The organism is Shewanella alkalitolerans (genome assembly GCF_019457575.1).
In the GTDB taxonomy this organism is placed as follows: Bacteria; Pseudomonadota; Gammaproteobacteria; order Enterobacterales; family Shewanellaceae; genus Shewanella; species Shewanella loihica.
Genome location: NZ_CP080422.1, coordinates 979611 through 992369 on the forward strand (window position 1 = coordinate 979611; position 12759 = coordinate 992369).

The 12759-nt window shown below is 52.5% G+C and carries 14 protein-coding genes; 10 read left to right on the forward strand and 4 right to left on the reverse strand.

All coding sequences use genetic code 11. From position 1 onward, the window contains the following. Window positions 1-16 precede the first annotated feature (16 nt). Window positions 17-487 carry a hypothetical protein gene (locus tag K0J45_RS04380; protein ID WP_220044407.1) on the reverse strand — a complete coding sequence of 157 codons (471 nt, stop codon included), beginning with the start codon at window positions 485-487 and terminating at the stop codon, window positions 17-19. A 191-nt stretch (window positions 488-678) separates the two neighbouring features. Here K0J45_RS04380 and K0J45_RS04385 point away from each other — a divergent pair, with 191 nt between their 5' ends. The 4 genes from K0J45_RS04385 (at window position 679) to K0J45_RS04400 (ending at window position 5636) form a co-directional block, all read left to right on the forward strand. After that, on the forward strand, window positions 679-1686 hold the full coding sequence (locus tag K0J45_RS04385; RefSeq protein ID WP_220044408.1) for a Fe(3+) ABC transporter substrate-binding protein: 1008 nt from the start codon (window positions 679-681) through the stop codon (window positions 1684-1686). Window positions 1687-1843: 157 nt separating this feature from the next. Next, window positions 1844-3475, forward strand: coding sequence for an ABC transporter permease (locus tag K0J45_RS04390; protein ID WP_220044409.1), 1632 nt, complete (start codon window positions 1844-1846; stop codon window positions 3473-3475). A 1-nt stretch (window position 3476) separates the two neighbouring features. Continuing rightward, complete coding sequence (locus K0J45_RS04395) at window positions 3477-4505, forward strand: ABC transporter ATP-binding protein (RefSeq protein WP_220044411.1); 1029 nt, start codon at window positions 3477-3479, stop codon at window positions 4503-4505. Window positions 4506-4691: 186 nt separating this feature from the next. Continuing rightward, the gene (locus K0J45_RS04400) at window positions 4692-5636 is read left to right on the forward strand and encodes a Dyp-type peroxidase (protein WP_011864670.1); all 945 of its coding nucleotides are present in this window, start codon (window positions 4692-4694) and stop codon (window positions 5634-5636) included. Between the two features lie 156 nt (window positions 5637-5792). Here K0J45_RS04400 and K0J45_RS04405 read toward each other — a convergent pair whose 3' ends face one another. Both K0J45_RS04405 and argR read right to left on the reverse strand, forming a co-directional pair. Further along, on the reverse strand, window positions 5793-6251 hold the full coding sequence (locus K0J45_RS04405; protein ID WP_220044412.1) for a cupin domain-containing protein: 459 nt from the start codon (window positions 6249-6251) through the stop codon (window positions 5793-5795). A 195-nt stretch (window positions 6252-6446) separates the two neighbouring features. Next, entirely contained in the window at window positions 6447-6917 is a 471-nt protein-coding gene (gene argR, locus K0J45_RS04410; RefSeq protein ID WP_011864672.1) for a transcriptional regulator ArgR, read from the reverse strand. 307 nt (window positions 6918-7224) lie between these two features. Here argR and mdh point away from each other — a divergent pair, with 307 nt between their 5' ends. After that, the gene (gene mdh, locus K0J45_RS04415) at window positions 7225-8160 is read left to right on the forward strand and encodes a malate dehydrogenase (RefSeq protein ID WP_220044414.1); all 936 of its coding nucleotides are present in this window, start codon (window positions 7225-7227) and stop codon (window positions 8158-8160) included. Between the two features lie 120 nt (window positions 8161-8280). Here the strand turns inward: mdh and ispB are convergent, their stop codons facing one another. Continuing rightward, window positions 8281-9252 (reverse strand): octaprenyl diphosphate synthase, encoded by a 972-nt coding sequence (gene ispB / locus K0J45_RS04420; protein WP_220044415.1) that lies wholly within the window; start codon window positions 9250-9252, stop codon window positions 8281-8283. Between the two features lie 275 nt (window positions 9253-9527). On the opposite strand from ispB, the gene rplU reads away from it, so the two are divergent. The 5 genes from rplU (at window position 9528) to K0J45_RS04445 (ending at window position 12752) form a co-directional block, all read left to right on the forward strand. Further along, window positions 9528-9839 carry a 50S ribosomal protein L21 gene (rplU, locus tag K0J45_RS04425; RefSeq protein ID WP_011864675.1) on the forward strand — a complete coding sequence of 104 codons (312 nt, stop codon included), beginning with the start codon at window positions 9528-9530 and terminating at the stop codon, window positions 9837-9839. Between the two features lie 15 nt (window positions 9840-9854). Further along, on the forward strand, window positions 9855-10109 hold the full coding sequence (rpmA, locus tag K0J45_RS04430) for a 50S ribosomal protein L27 (protein ID WP_011864676.1): 255 nt from the start codon (window positions 9855-9857) through the stop codon (window positions 10107-10109). Window positions 10110-10324: 215 nt separating this feature from the next. Then, window positions 10325-11488 carry an Obg family GTPase CgtA gene (cgtA, locus tag K0J45_RS04435; protein WP_220044416.1) on the forward strand — a complete coding sequence of 388 codons (1164 nt, stop codon included), beginning with the start codon at window positions 10325-10327 and terminating at the stop codon, window positions 11486-11488. Between the two features lie 35 nt (window positions 11489-11523). Continuing rightward, the gene (locus K0J45_RS04440) at window positions 11524-12285 is read left to right on the forward strand and encodes a threonine/serine exporter family protein (RefSeq protein WP_144200831.1); all 762 of its coding nucleotides are present in this window, start codon (window positions 11524-11526) and stop codon (window positions 12283-12285) included. Beyond that, window positions 12282-12752: a threonine/serine exporter family protein gene (locus K0J45_RS04445; protein ID WP_011864679.1), complete on the forward strand. Its 471-nt coding sequence runs from the start codon at window positions 12282-12284 to the stop codon at window positions 12750-12752. The genes K0J45_RS04440 and K0J45_RS04445 overlap by 4 nt, the downstream gene beginning before the upstream one ends. The last annotated feature ends 7 nt before the right edge of the window (window positions 12753-12759 follow it).

A 12759-nucleotide genomic window follows, 5' to 3' on the forward strand; every position in this document is an offset into this window, starting at 1 on the left:
GCTTTTCAGTTAGCTGTTAGTGGCGTGTATCGGTATGGCGCCGTCCCTTAGCCGGTTGACTGCGCCGGTTAGGCTCGCCAAACACACCATAGAGTTCACGGGTCACACCGAAGTCGACCCGCCTATCGTCAGTTTGTTCTCTCCTGTCTTCATGATGTCGATATCGACAGCTACATTCGCCCTCACTGCAGCTGGGAAGTGGTAGTGTTGGTGCGTCTTTGGAGAGGAATCGTTTGCCTCTTAATTTCTTCGCGCTGCCACACAGGCCCTCTTCGTTGACGATCTCGACACAGTGATAGGGATGGCTGGTATTAAGGCTGTGCGTCGGCGCATGGGGAACTGCTTCGCTGATCATCCTGGTGCTCAGGTTGGCCTGTGGCACGGCGGCTCTGCGGGCCCGCCTGACTCGTACCCGAGTAAATCTATGTTTAAACAGGAATAAAATAAGAATGACGGCGAGTATCAGCGCGAGAATTTCCAGAAACATGTGAGATCCTTTTTGTGGCCGAGTCCTTTGAGTCTAGTCAGCGAGGCTTTTTTGGTCAAAATGAGCGGCCTTTTGGTCAAAATGAGTGGCGTCGCAAATTTTGACGGATCTCACTTGCCGTTTCCTGTCAGATTGATTACTCTTGTCGCAATTGATAATTATTATCATTAACTTTATCGCGGAGTATCTGCATGAGATTCATGAAACGTTTGGCTGTTCTGGGTTTTGCTTGTGTCACTTCAATGGCCAATGCGGCCGACAGCATCACGGTTTATTCCTACCGACAGGCTTTCCTTATCGATCCTATTTTGGCTGACTTTACCAAGGAGACAGGCATCAAGGTCAATCTGGTATTTGCCAAACAGGGCATTGCCGAGCGAATCGCCCGCGAGGGACGCCTATCTCCTGCGGATCTCGTGCTTACCTCAGATTTCTCCCGTTTGATGGAGCTGGCGAATAAAGGGTTGGTGGCCTCGGTCGACAGCGAGACCTTAGCGCAGAACATTCCTGCGAATCTTCGCTCGCCCAATGGCGATTGGTTTGCCCTGACGAAACGCGTGAGAAATATCTACTCTTCTAAGGAGCGTCTCGGGCCCTTGGAGCTCGATTATGAAGATCTGGCGGATCCTAAATTTAAGGGCAAGATCTGTACCCGTAGCGGTAAGCATCCCTACAACATCTCTCTGGTGGCGTCGATGATCGCCCATCATGGTGAGGCAGATACCAAGACCTGGCTGGAAGGCGTTAAGGCAAACCTGGCCCGCAAGCCACAGGGTAATGACAGGGCGCAGGTGAAGGCGGTTAAAGAGGGGCTGTGTGATATCGCCATAGGTAACAGCTACTACCTGGGTAAGATGTTGCAAGATCCTAAGCAGGTACCTTGGGCCGAGGCGGTCAATATCAACTTCCCGAATCAGAAAAATCGCGGTGCTCACATCAACGTCTCAGGTATGGCCCTGGCTAAGCATGCCCCAGCGCGCGAGAACGCCATCAAGTTGATGGAATACCTCTCGGGTCAACAGGCGCAGCAGACCTATGCCGAACTCAACATGGAATACCCAGTCAAGGTGGATGTGAAGCCGTCCAAGCTGGTAGCCTCCTGGGGTGACTATAAGGCCGATGAGCTGCCCATCCACAAGCTGGCCGAGTATCACGGCGCGGCGGTGAAGTTGCTCGATCAGGTTAAGTTCGATCTCTAGTGCTAGGCGGTCGTTGCTTAAAAGATAGCCTTCCTTCGGGAAGGCTATCTCGTTTTTATGCCGCATGGGTCATTATTCAATTAATAATCGTTTGCGTTTAAGCTTAGATTTAAGTTGGTCACAGATAATGGCCTGACTCGCTTTATTGAGATTTTCTATGATTTTAGGCTTTCCCAAATCCTGGTCGACCCTAAGTTATCTGACCGCCATCTGCTTCGCCCTGCCCCTGGGGGCGATCTGCATACAGGCAATGGTGCCAGATGAGGCGGTATTCGGTCACCTGATGCAAACCGTCTTGCCTACCTATATTTTCAACACCTTGGCCTTGATGTTGTTTGTCAGCCTGGGCGCCTTGCTGATCGCCGTGCCTGCGGCCTGGTGCGTGGCCCGCTGTGATTTTCCCGGACGCAATTGGTTTCAGTGGGCGCTGTTGCTGCCACTAGCCATGCCCGCCTATGTGGTCGCCTATGTCTATACGGATCTGCTGGATTATGCCGGGCCTGTTCAGGCTTGGCTGCGGCAAGTCAATGGCTGGCTGTCGCCCACGGATTATTACTTTCCCGATGTGCGTACCCTGGGCGGTGCGTCTGTGATGCTGGCACTGGTGCTGTTTCCCTATATCTATCTGCTGGCGCGCACCGCCTTCATGGAGCAGTCGCCAAGCCTGCTGCACGCTTCTAGAGTGATGGGCGCGGGGCCCTGGCGCAGTTTCTGGCGTCTGAATTTGCCTATGGCACGGCCCGCCTTGGCGGTGGGAGCGGCGCTGGTGGCGATGGAGACGGCCGCCGATTTCGCTACCGTCAGCTACTTTGCCGTGCCAACCTTGACGACGGCGGTCTACGATACCTGGCTGGGATACGGCAGTCTGGCGGCGGCAGCTAAACTCTCAGCCATCATACTGCTGGTGGTCTTCTGTCTGATTGGCGCCGAGCGCTTTGCCCGGCGCAAACAGCAGCTGTTTCAGAAACAGACGCCGATAACCTCCCATGAACGATATGCGCTATCGGGGTTTAAGGCCTGGCTCGCCGCGGGCTATTGCGCTGTGCTGTTGCTGTTGGCCTTCGGTCTGCCGGTTTGGGTCTTGCTGGGGTATGCCTGGGATTACTTTGATGTCAGTTGGAATCAGGCCTTCTGGGAATACAGTCTCAACAGCCTGACCATTGCCCTGGTGGTTAGCCTAGTCACTGTGGTGTTCGCCTTGCTCTTGATGTTTGTCCGGCGCTGCAGTCCAAGAAAAATCGATATCCTGCCTTCACGCCTGGCCTCGACGGGTTATGCCCTGCCGGGGACAGTGCTGGCGATAGGCGTTTTGGTGCCTCTGAGCCTTCTTGATTTCGCGGTCAACGATCTCTATGCCTATTTCGACCAGAGTGGGCCTGGGCTTATCTTCAGTGGCACCCTGTTTGTGTTAATTTTTGCCTTTGCGATCCGCTTTGCCGCCATCGCCATCGGCAGCATAGAAAACAGCTATAAACAGATCAGTCCCTCGCTGGATATGGCATCGGTCACCATGGGGATGAAGCCTAGCGCCATTCTATCGCGGATCCATCTGCCACTGCTGCGCAGCGGCATCTTCGCCGCCATCTTGCTGGTCTTTATCGAGTGTATGAAGGAGCTGCCGGCGGCTTTGCTGCTCAGGCCCGTGGGATTCGAGAATCTCGCCACCTATGTCTACCAATTTGTCTCAGACGAACAGCTCGAGCAGGGCGCCCTGGGGGCCATAGTGATCGTCTTGGTGGGGTTAGTCCCGCTTATCTATCTCAATCGCTCCTTGGAGCAAGGTAACTAGTATGTCGACACTTACCATAGAACAGGTTCACAGCGATTATCAGGGGCAGACGATTCTGCGCGGCTTAGATCTTGTGCTGCATCAGGGAGAAATTGCCGCCCTGCTCGGCCCAAGTGGCTGTGGCAAGACCACGCTCCTCAAGGCGATTGCCGGGCTGCAGCCTATCTCCCAAGGGCGTATCAGCATCAATGGCCGACTGCTCTCTGGACCCGAGACGTTTGTGCCTAGCGAGCGGCGAGAGGTCGGGATGATTTTCCAAGACTACGCTCTGTTTCCTCACCTGACTGTGGCCGAGAATATCTTGTTCGGGGTGAAAGGCTTGGATAAGTCTGCCAGACAGGCGAGGCTAGGTGAGATGCTGGCGCTGGTGAAGCTAGAGGGCTTAGGGGGCCGTTATCCTCACGAACTCTCGGGGGGTCAGCAGCAGCGGGTGTCGATTGCTCGCGCGCTTGCTTATGAGCCAGAACTCTTGCTGCTCGATGAGCCCTTTTCCAATATCGACGCTAAGGTGCGTGGTGAGATGATGGTGGAGATCCGCGAGATCTTAAAGCAGCGCGGAGTAAGTGCCGTGTTTGTAACCCACAGCAAGGATGAGGCCTTCGTGTTTGCCGATAAGCTGGCGCTCTTCAAGGATGGGGGCATAGCCCAATATGGCAGTGCAGAGAGCCTCTACGCCGAGCCAACGGATAAGTATGTGGCGGAATTCCTCGGTCAGGTGAACTATCTTAGCTGTGAGGTGAAAGATAGGGCCCGATTACAGACCCTGCTGGGTGAGGTACAAAGCAGCAGTGATTTGGCCAAAGCGGCCGGATATCGCGGCGAGCTCCTGCTGCGTCCGGAGCAGCTGCAGATGGCAGAAGATGAGCAAGGTGAGGGCACTATAATAGCGCGGCGCTTCCTCGGTAATCTGTGCCACTACAGCATCTTGATTGGCGAGGAGATATTGGCGGTGCGCTCGCCCCTGCACCATTTTAGCCCTGGGCAGAAGGTTGGCCTGTCGGTGACGCCTCATCCGGCGGTGCTCTTCTAAGCTGGCCTATGTAACACTTTTGTGAAGGGCATTTGCGTCTGGCTATGGTTGCCAACTTAAAAAAAAGTTAATCTAGCCGGTAAATGACGTTTCGCTTTAACGGTTTGTGGGTTGTGTAATACTAATTATCGCTAAAGTTTCGGATAATAACGCCGAAATTGAGACTGACGAAAGGTAGGTTTATTTATGGATAGTCTGGTTATGCCACGTGAACAGCTGGGTGTGTGTGCCGAAGGAAATTTACATAGCGTGTATCTGATGTTCAACGCCAACGACGGCGTCGAGTCTCAGCTGCGTCCCTGCGTCGCCAATGTCGCTCAGTATATCTATGAATTGGCCGACCAGTATGCCGACAGCGCCTTCAACGGTTTCGTGGCCATAGGTGCCAACTACTGGGATAGCCTGTATCCAGGACGTCGTCCTTCACAGCTCAAGCCTTTCCCGGCCATGCATGCCGACAACCGCGATGCACCGGCCCATGAGTATGATCTCTTCGTGCATCTGCGCTGCGATCGTTACGACATCTTGCACCTAGTAGCCAACGAGGTGTGTCAGATGTTTGAAGATTTGGTTGAGTTGGTGGATGAGGAGAGGGGATTCCAGTTTATGGATACCCGGGATCTAACCGGATTTGTCGACGGCACAGAGAACCCTAAGGGGCGTCATCGTCAGGATGTGGCCTTGGTGGGCGACGAAGACGAGTATTTCCGTGGTGGCAGCTATATTCATGTGCAGAAGTTTGCCCATAACCTCAGTAAGTGGAACCGTCTGCCGCAGAAGAAGCAGGAAGATATCATAGGCCGTACCAAGATAGACAATATCGAGTATGCCTCTGAGGACAAGCCGCTTACCAGCCACATCAAGCGGGTCAATCTGAAGGATGCCGACGGTAAGTCGATGGAGATCCTGCGCCAGAGTATGCCTTACGGGTCGATGAAGGAGCAGGGGCTGATGTTTATCTCCGTCTGTCGCAACTCGGTACATTTTGAGAAGATGCTGAGCAGCATGGTCCATGGCGACGGCGAGGGGAACCATGATCACCTGATGCACTTTACCCAGGCACTGACCGGCTCGGCATTCTTTGCCCCATCGCTTGATTTCATGGAGCGAGAGGCAGAATTCGAGGATTAGAGTTCGAGGATTAAGGCATAGCGGTTCTCTTGAACAGTCGCTTAATATGAGTCTCTCAATCTGAATTCCTCAAAGTGACCAGCGTCTAGTAGCTAGACTCTAACCCAATAAAAACACACCCTAAGGTGTGTTTTTTTGTGCCCGCTTAACGGTGACTTAACGGTCGGGGTCCCAGTAGTTGGTAGGGCGCTTGGCATAGATCTCGTCGATGGAGCGCACCTGCACCTTATTATGCTCCGGGTACACCACCACATCGTGGGGATCGCGATTGCCCAGCACCAGAAACAGGAAGTCGGCGTCGGATTCGTTTTTCAGGGTATGGGCGATGCCTGAGTTGGCGGTAAAACAGATATAGTCGCCCTGCTTAAAGGGGTGAGGCTCGCCGTCGATATACAGGGTGGCTTCGCCCTGCAGCGCGTAGAGGTGTTCCTCTTCCTTGGTGTGATAGTGGGCGACGGAGGAGAGCTTGCCGGGTTCCAGTCGCTCCATGGTGACACCGATCTGCTGACAACCGGCGGCGTCGCCGATATGTTTCTGATGACTGGCGTATCGATCTGAGTGTTGCCAAGATTCCCAGCAAAGGTTGTCGATATTGATTATCTTATTGTTATTCATCTCGGGTCCTTAACCATCGGGTGACAGAGGGGATGGTTTGGACTCAGTGTATCCTATCAGATATACAGTATTCAATTTGAGCGTGATTAAACCTAGGTAAAACCAAGTCAAAACTTAGATAAAAAAACACCCTTTGCCCAAACAGGCTAAAGGATGTCTCTCGGGGGATGGCCTAGGCTATCTTTGCGAAGCGGACTAATCGGCGTAGTTAAACAGCGACTTGACCGTCTCGAGCGTCTTGTCCACTTCCTGAATGTTGGAAGGGCAGATGAAGATGGTATCGTCACCGGCGATGGTGCCCAGTATGCCCTCAGGCTTACCTATAGAGTCCAGCAGTCTGGCGATCAGCTGGGCTGCGCCTGGGCTGGTTCTGACCACTATCATAGATTGATTATGGTCGACATCCAGCACTAAGTTTTTCAGTGGGCTGCCGGCCGTCGGGACCCCAAGCTCGGCGGGCAGGCAGTAGACCATCTCCTGCTTGGCGTTGCGGGTGCGCACGGCGCCAAACTTGCTCAGCATGCGTGAGACTTTGGATTGGTTAATGTTGTTGAAGCCCTCGGACTGCAGGGCGTTTACTATCTCGCTCTGGGAGCCAAAACGCTCCTCCTTCAAGATAGCCTTAAAGGTTTTTACAAGTTCGTCTTGATTTTTATTGGCTTGCATATCGAATTATTCTTATATTCAAAAAACTGGGTTATTTTGAATATTTTTGCGCCATTAGTCAAGCGTTATTCGGATTGTGTGAATAAAAATTCAGGTTTGCGGGGTGGTTGGAGCGCTAAGGGGTCGCAGGCAAGGCCGGGCAGTATATCCTAAATGGGCTGTAAATGGCAGTTGGCTGGGAGAAATTGAAATTATCTGGCCACACGACTAAGGGATAATTGAATTTTTACCGTGATTCCAGTAATGTTGCGCCATCGGTAAATCTAGATCTATATCACATAATATCCAAGAATTAACGGAGATAACTATGAAAGTTGCTGTACTTGGTGCCGCCGGTGGTATTGGCCAGGCTCTTGCCCTACTACTCAAAACTCAACTGCCTGCCGGTTCAAAACTATCCCTTTATGATATCGCGCCAGTCACTCCTGGTGTTGCCGTTGACCTAAGCCACATCCCGACTGCTGTAGAGGTGAAGGGTTTTGCGGGTGAAGATCCAACGCCAGCGCTGGAAGGTGCCGACGTGGTACTGATCTCTGCCGGTGTTGCACGTAAGCCTGGCATGGATCGTTCAGATCTATTCAACATCAACGCGGGTATCGTGAGAAACCTGGTTGAGAAGTGTGCCGCAACTTGTCCTAAGGCGCTGATCGGTATCATCACTAACCCAGTTAACACTACTGTCGCTATCGCTGCAGAAGTACTGAAGGCTGCCGGTGTATACGACAAGAACCGTCTGTTCGGTGTAACTACCCTTGACGTTATCCGCTCTGAAACTTTCGTTGCCGAAGCGAAAGGTCTGAACGTTGCCGACGTTAAAGTGAATGTTATCGGTGGACACAGCGGTGTGACTATTCTGCCACTACTGTCTCAAATCGAAGGCGTAAGCTTCTCTGATGAAGAAGTGGCTGCACTGACGACTCGTATCCAGAACGCGGGTACCGAAGTGGTTGAAGCTAAGGCGGGTGGCGGTAGCGCGACTCTGTCTATGGGTCAGGCGGCATGTCGTTTCGGTCTGTCACTGGTTCGCGGCCTACAGGGCGAAGTAAACGTTGTTGAGTGTGCCTATGTCGATGGTGGCAGCGAGCATGCTGACTTCTTCGCGCAACCTGTACTACTGGGTAAGAACGGTATCGAGCAGGTACTTGCCTATGGTGAGGTTAGCGAGTTCGAAGCCAACGCACGTGATGCTATGCTAGACACGCTTAAAGCCGATATCGCATTGGGTGTCGACTTCGTAAAATAAGGCTAAGCCTTTAGTTCGTCCTTAAATAAAAATGGAGCCAATTGGCTCCATTTTTTTATGGGTAACTTTTACCTTGATATCGAGTGGCGAAAGACTGATTAGGAACTAATTGTCTGCTAATTAGTGATCGCGCGCCACGGCGATTCTCGCCAGCGATATCAGGGCTTGCTTATAGTCGCTATCGGGAATTAGATCTAATGCGCGTATCGCCTTCTCTGCTTCTTCCTGAGCGCGTTTCTCTGTGTAGTCCAGGGCGCCACACTGCTCAAGGGCATTTAGTATGGTATCGATATGCTCAGTGCCGTCGCCTTTCTCGATCGCATCGCGAATCAATTGACGCTCCAGCTCGTTGCCGTTGGCGATGGCGTAGATAAGGGGCAGGGTAGGCTTACCCTCGGCTAAGTCGTCGCCTATATTCTTACCTAGAGCCTCGGTGTCGGCCGTATAGTCTAATAGATCGTCGGTGAGCTGGAAGGCGGTGCCCAGATACTTACCATAGTCGGCCAGTGCGGTCTGCACTTCTATGCTGCTATCGGCCAGCACACCTGCCAGACGGGTCGCGGCTTCAAATAGTTTCGCCGTCTTGCAGTAGATCACCCGCATGTAGCTCTCTTCGCTGGTGTCTGGGTCGTTACAGTTCATTAGCTGCAATACTTCGCCTTCCGCCAGCACGTTGGTGGCATCGGCGAGTACTTCAAGCACCTCCATGCTCTTCAGCTCTGTCATCATTTGGAAAGAGCGGGTATAGAGGAAGTCACCCACCAATACGCTGGCGCTGTTACCGAACAGGGCGTTGGCGGTTTCCCGGCCGCGTCTAAGCATAGACTCATCGACCACGTCGTCGTGTAGCAGAGACGCGGTATGGATAAACTCAACGATTGCCGCCAATTTAAGATGTGCTTCACCTTCATAGGCGATGGCGCGGGCGGCCAAGATAGAGAGCAGCGGACGCATGCGCTTGCCGCCGCCATTGATGATGTAGAATCCGAGTTGATTAATAAGGGCGACATCCGATTCCAACTGCTTATAGATAAGTTGGTCGACGGCTTTCATATCAGCGTCTGCCAGCTGACGAATGGCATTCAAATCCATATAATGGCTCTACTTTTAGGGTTGCGAGGTAATTCAGACAGCCCAAATTAAGGCGAAAATGTTATAATTATTAGATTCTACCTAAAAATGCCTCGCCTGACAGTAGCAGAAGAGTATTGTGCGAGTAATTCCGATCTTTTTTTGATCAAAGTGAATTAGGACTTGTCAGCCAGGCGAACTTAGCGTAAACTCCGCGACCATTGTCATTAAAGCTTTTATAGCACCCAGCCAAACAAAAAGGGTCTGCGTGCTAGAAATATCGGAGTAAAATAGCTATGTACGCTGTTTTTCAAAGTGGTGGTAAGCAACACCGTGTTGCTGAAGGCCATACTGTACGTCTAGAAAAATTAGAAGTTGCTACAGGCGAAACTATCGAATTCGACCAAGTTCTTTTGGTTGCAGATGGTGAAACTGTACACGTTGGTGCACCTTTAGTTGAAGGTGGTAAGGTTGTAGCTGAAGTGATCAGCCATGGCCGTGGCGAGAAGGTAACTATCGTTAAGTTCCGTCGTCGTAAGCACCACGATAAGAAGATGGGCCACCGTCAGTGGTTCACCGAAGTTAAAATTACAGCTATCAACGCTTAATAAGGGGTCTAACTAATGGCACATAAAAAAGCTGGCGGTTCTACTCGTAACGGCCGCGATTCAGAAAGCAAACGTCTTGGTGTTAAGCGTTTCGGTGGTGAATCAGTTCTAGCTGGTAACATCATCGTTCGTCAACGTGGTACTAAGTTCCACGCAGGTGTTAACGTAGGTATCGGTCGTGACCATACTCTATTTGCACTAACTGACGGTAAAGTTAAGTTCGAAGTTAAAGGTCCTAAGAACCGCAAGTTCATTAGCATCGAAGCTTAATACTTAGCTACCCAAGCTAGTTTCTAAAGCCCTGCCTCTGGTGGGGCTTTATTGTTTATGAAGAATCATTACTGGTGAAAGAGCCTGTATATCGCTCCAGCACCAGTCCAATATTGTCTCTGCCGCTTTGTGCTGGGGCAGTTGCATCATTGTTTTTTGGCGGTAAGTTTCGATAGGCAGTATAATCGGTCTATTGTTTGGCGCCTGGAGTTGGTATGAAGTTTGTCGATGAAGCCGTGATCAGAGTCGAAGCTGGTGATGGCGGTAGTGGTTGCGTTAGTTTTCGACGCGAAAAATATGTGCCCGATGGCGGCCCAGATGGCGGTGACGGTGGTGACGGCGGCAGTGTTTATCTGCAGGCCGATGAAAACCTCAACACCCTGATCGATTACCGTTTCGAGCGTTTCCATTTTGCCGAGCGTGGCGAGAATGGTCGTGGTCGCGACTGTACCGGTCATGGCGGTAAAGATCTTATCCTTAAGGTGCCAGTCGGGACCCGCGCCGTCGATGAAGAGACCCAGGAAGCCCTTGGTGATCTCAAGACCCATGGTCAGAAGCTGTTGGTGGCTAAAGGTGGCTTCCATGGCCTGGGTAACACTCGCTTTAAGAGCAGTACCAACCGCGCGCCGCGTCAGAAGACCCTGGGTACCCCAGGTGAGGTGCGTAGCCTGAGACTCGAGCTAATGCTGTTGGCGGATGTGGGTCTGCTGGGTATGCCTAATGCCGGTAAGTCGACCTTTATTCGCTCTGTGTCTCGTGCCAAGCCCAAGGTTGCCGATTATCCATTTACCACTCTGGTGCCTAACCTAGGGGTTGTGACACCAAGACATGGTCAGAGCTTTGTGATCGCCGATATTCCTGGTCTGATCGAAGGCGCCGCCGAAGGGGCCGGATTGGGTATTCGCTTCCTTAAGCACCTGGAGCGTTGTCGCGTACTGCTGCATATCCTGGATATCGAGCCTATCGATGGCAGCGATCCTGTCGACAGTGCCCGTGCCATCGTAGGTGAGCTAGAGAAGCATTCGCCGCTACTGGCCAGCAAGCCTCGTTGGTTGGTGTTCAACAAGACTGACCTGCTACTCGAAGAGGAGCTGCAAGAGCGCGTCGATCGCATCGTCAAAGAGTTGGATTGGCAGGGCGATGTCTACTGTATTTCGGCCTACAACCGCGAAGGCACGCAGGAACTGGCGCTCAAGCTGATGGACTTTATCGATACTCTGCCACCAGAGGTCGAGGAAGATCCCGATGCAGAGGTCGAGTTCAAGTGGGACAACTATCATCAGAAGACCCAGGAAGTGGTCAATGAGGACTATGATGATGACTTCGACGACGACTTCGATGATGATGACTATGATGTCGAAATCATCTATCAAAGGTAAGTTTATTAAGTTACCCCTTTCATTCTGAGAGAATTGTGTACGCCGATACTCAAAATGATATTACCCGGCAGGTTGTCCGGGTTGCTCAACTCTTACTGGCCTATGGTGCTGAGTCCGACCTCGTCGAAGAGATCAGCCAGCGCCTGGGTCAGGCATTAGGTCTCGCCAGTGTCGAGATCTCCATCTCCTCTAACTCTCTGGTGCTGACCAGCCTGGTGCATGGTCGCTGTATCACTACTACCCGACGTATTCGCGAGCATGGCATCAATATGACCATCATCTGCGAGCTGCAGCGCATCTGTCTGTTGACGGAGAAGGGGATCTACGGCCTCAATGAGGTGCGTAAACGTGTCTCGCGGATCCAGCCAAAGAGCTATCCTAGGCGCTATCTGGTACCCATGATCGGCCTCTCCTGTGGCAGTTTCTGCCATCTGTTTGGTGGCGATACCATGGCAGTGTTGATCACCATACTGGCCGCATCAGTGGGCATGTCGGTGCGTCTGGCCATCGCCAAGCATCATTTCAACCTGCTGGTGAACTTTGCGGTGACCGCCTTTATCACCACCTTGGTGGCGCAGATGGGCTATCACCTGCAACTGACCGATACCCCTAAGCTGCCGATGGCCGCCAGTGTGCTGATGTTGGTGCCGGGTTTTCCCATGATCAACGCGATCTCGGATATGGTGAAGGGGCACCTTAACGTGGGGATCTCCCGTTGGGGCCACGCCACCCTGTTGACCGTCTCATCCGTCATAGGGATCACCATCGCCATGCAACTGGGAGGACTCTTCCTATGATGGAGCTGCTGCTCAAGCTGCTAAACGATGCGGCCTTCTCGGCTGTTCCTGCGGTGGGTTTCGCCATGGTGTTCAATGTGCCCAAACGCTTCCTGCCATACTGCGCCCTGGCTGGCGCCCTGGGCCACAGCCTGCGCACCTTGCTGCTGCATTTCGGTATGCCGATAGAGTGGTGTACCTTTGCTGCGGCGGCCTTGGTCGGGGTGTTAACCATTGGCTTTGCAAAGAAACATCTGGCACCGCCGCTGATGTACGCCGTGGCAGCGATCATCCCCATGATCCCGGGAACCTATGCCTACAACACAGTGATCGCCTTGGTGCAGCTGTCTGCCCAGTCTGAGGTGAGCCCAGAGCTGACCGCAGAGGTGATCAGCAATGGCTTGAAGACCATCTTCATCTTAGGGGCGTTATCTGTCGGACTCGCCATGCCCAGTCTGCTCTATTTTCGTACCCGCCCAGTGATCTAATTCTAAA

What these genes read in the sequence shown, in the direction of transcription:
- K0J45_RS04380 (WP_220044407.1), bottom strand. Translation starts at nt 487, where the DNA reads ATGTTTCTGGAAATTCTCGCGCTGATACTCGCCGTCATTCTTATTTTA.
- K0J45_RS04385 (WP_220044408.1), top strand. Translation starts at nt 679, where the DNA reads ATGAGATTCATGAAACGTTTGGCTGTTCTGGGTTTTGCTTGTGTCACT.
- K0J45_RS04390 (WP_220044409.1), top strand. Translation starts at nt 1,844, where the DNA reads ATGATTTTAGGCTTTCCCAAATCCTGGTCGACCCTAAGTTATCTGACC.
- K0J45_RS04395 (WP_220044411.1), top strand. Translation starts at nt 3,477, where the DNA reads ATGTCGACACTTACCATAGAACAGGTTCACAGCGATTATCAGGGGCAG.
- K0J45_RS04400 (WP_011864670.1), top strand. Translation starts at nt 4,692, where the DNA reads ATGGATAGTCTGGTTATGCCACGTGAACAGCTGGGTGTGTGTGCCGAA.
- K0J45_RS04405 (WP_220044412.1), bottom strand. Translation starts at nt 6,251, where the DNA reads ATGAATAACAATAAGATAATCAATATCGACAACCTTTGCTGGGAATCT.
- argR (WP_011864672.1), bottom strand. Translation starts at nt 6,917, where the DNA reads ATGCAAGCCAATAAAAATCAAGACGAACTTGTAAAAACCTTTAAGGCT.
- mdh (WP_220044414.1), top strand. Translation starts at nt 7,225, where the DNA reads ATGAAAGTTGCTGTACTTGGTGCCGCCGGTGGTATTGGCCAGGCTCTT.
- ispB (WP_220044415.1), bottom strand. Translation starts at nt 9,252, where the DNA reads ATGGATTTGAATGCCATTCGTCAGCTGGCAGACGCTGATATGAAAGCC.
- rplU (WP_011864675.1), top strand. Translation starts at nt 9,528, where the DNA reads ATGTACGCTGTTTTTCAAAGTGGTGGTAAGCAACACCGTGTTGCTGAA.
- rpmA (WP_011864676.1), top strand. Translation starts at nt 9,855, where the DNA reads ATGGCACATAAAAAAGCTGGCGGTTCTACTCGTAACGGCCGCGATTCA.
- cgtA (WP_220044416.1), top strand. Translation starts at nt 10,325, where the DNA reads ATGAAGTTTGTCGATGAAGCCGTGATCAGAGTCGAAGCTGGTGATGGC.
- K0J45_RS04445 (WP_011864679.1), top strand. Translation starts at nt 12,282, where the DNA reads ATGATGGAGCTGCTGCTCAAGCTGCTAAACGATGCGGCCTTCTCGGCT.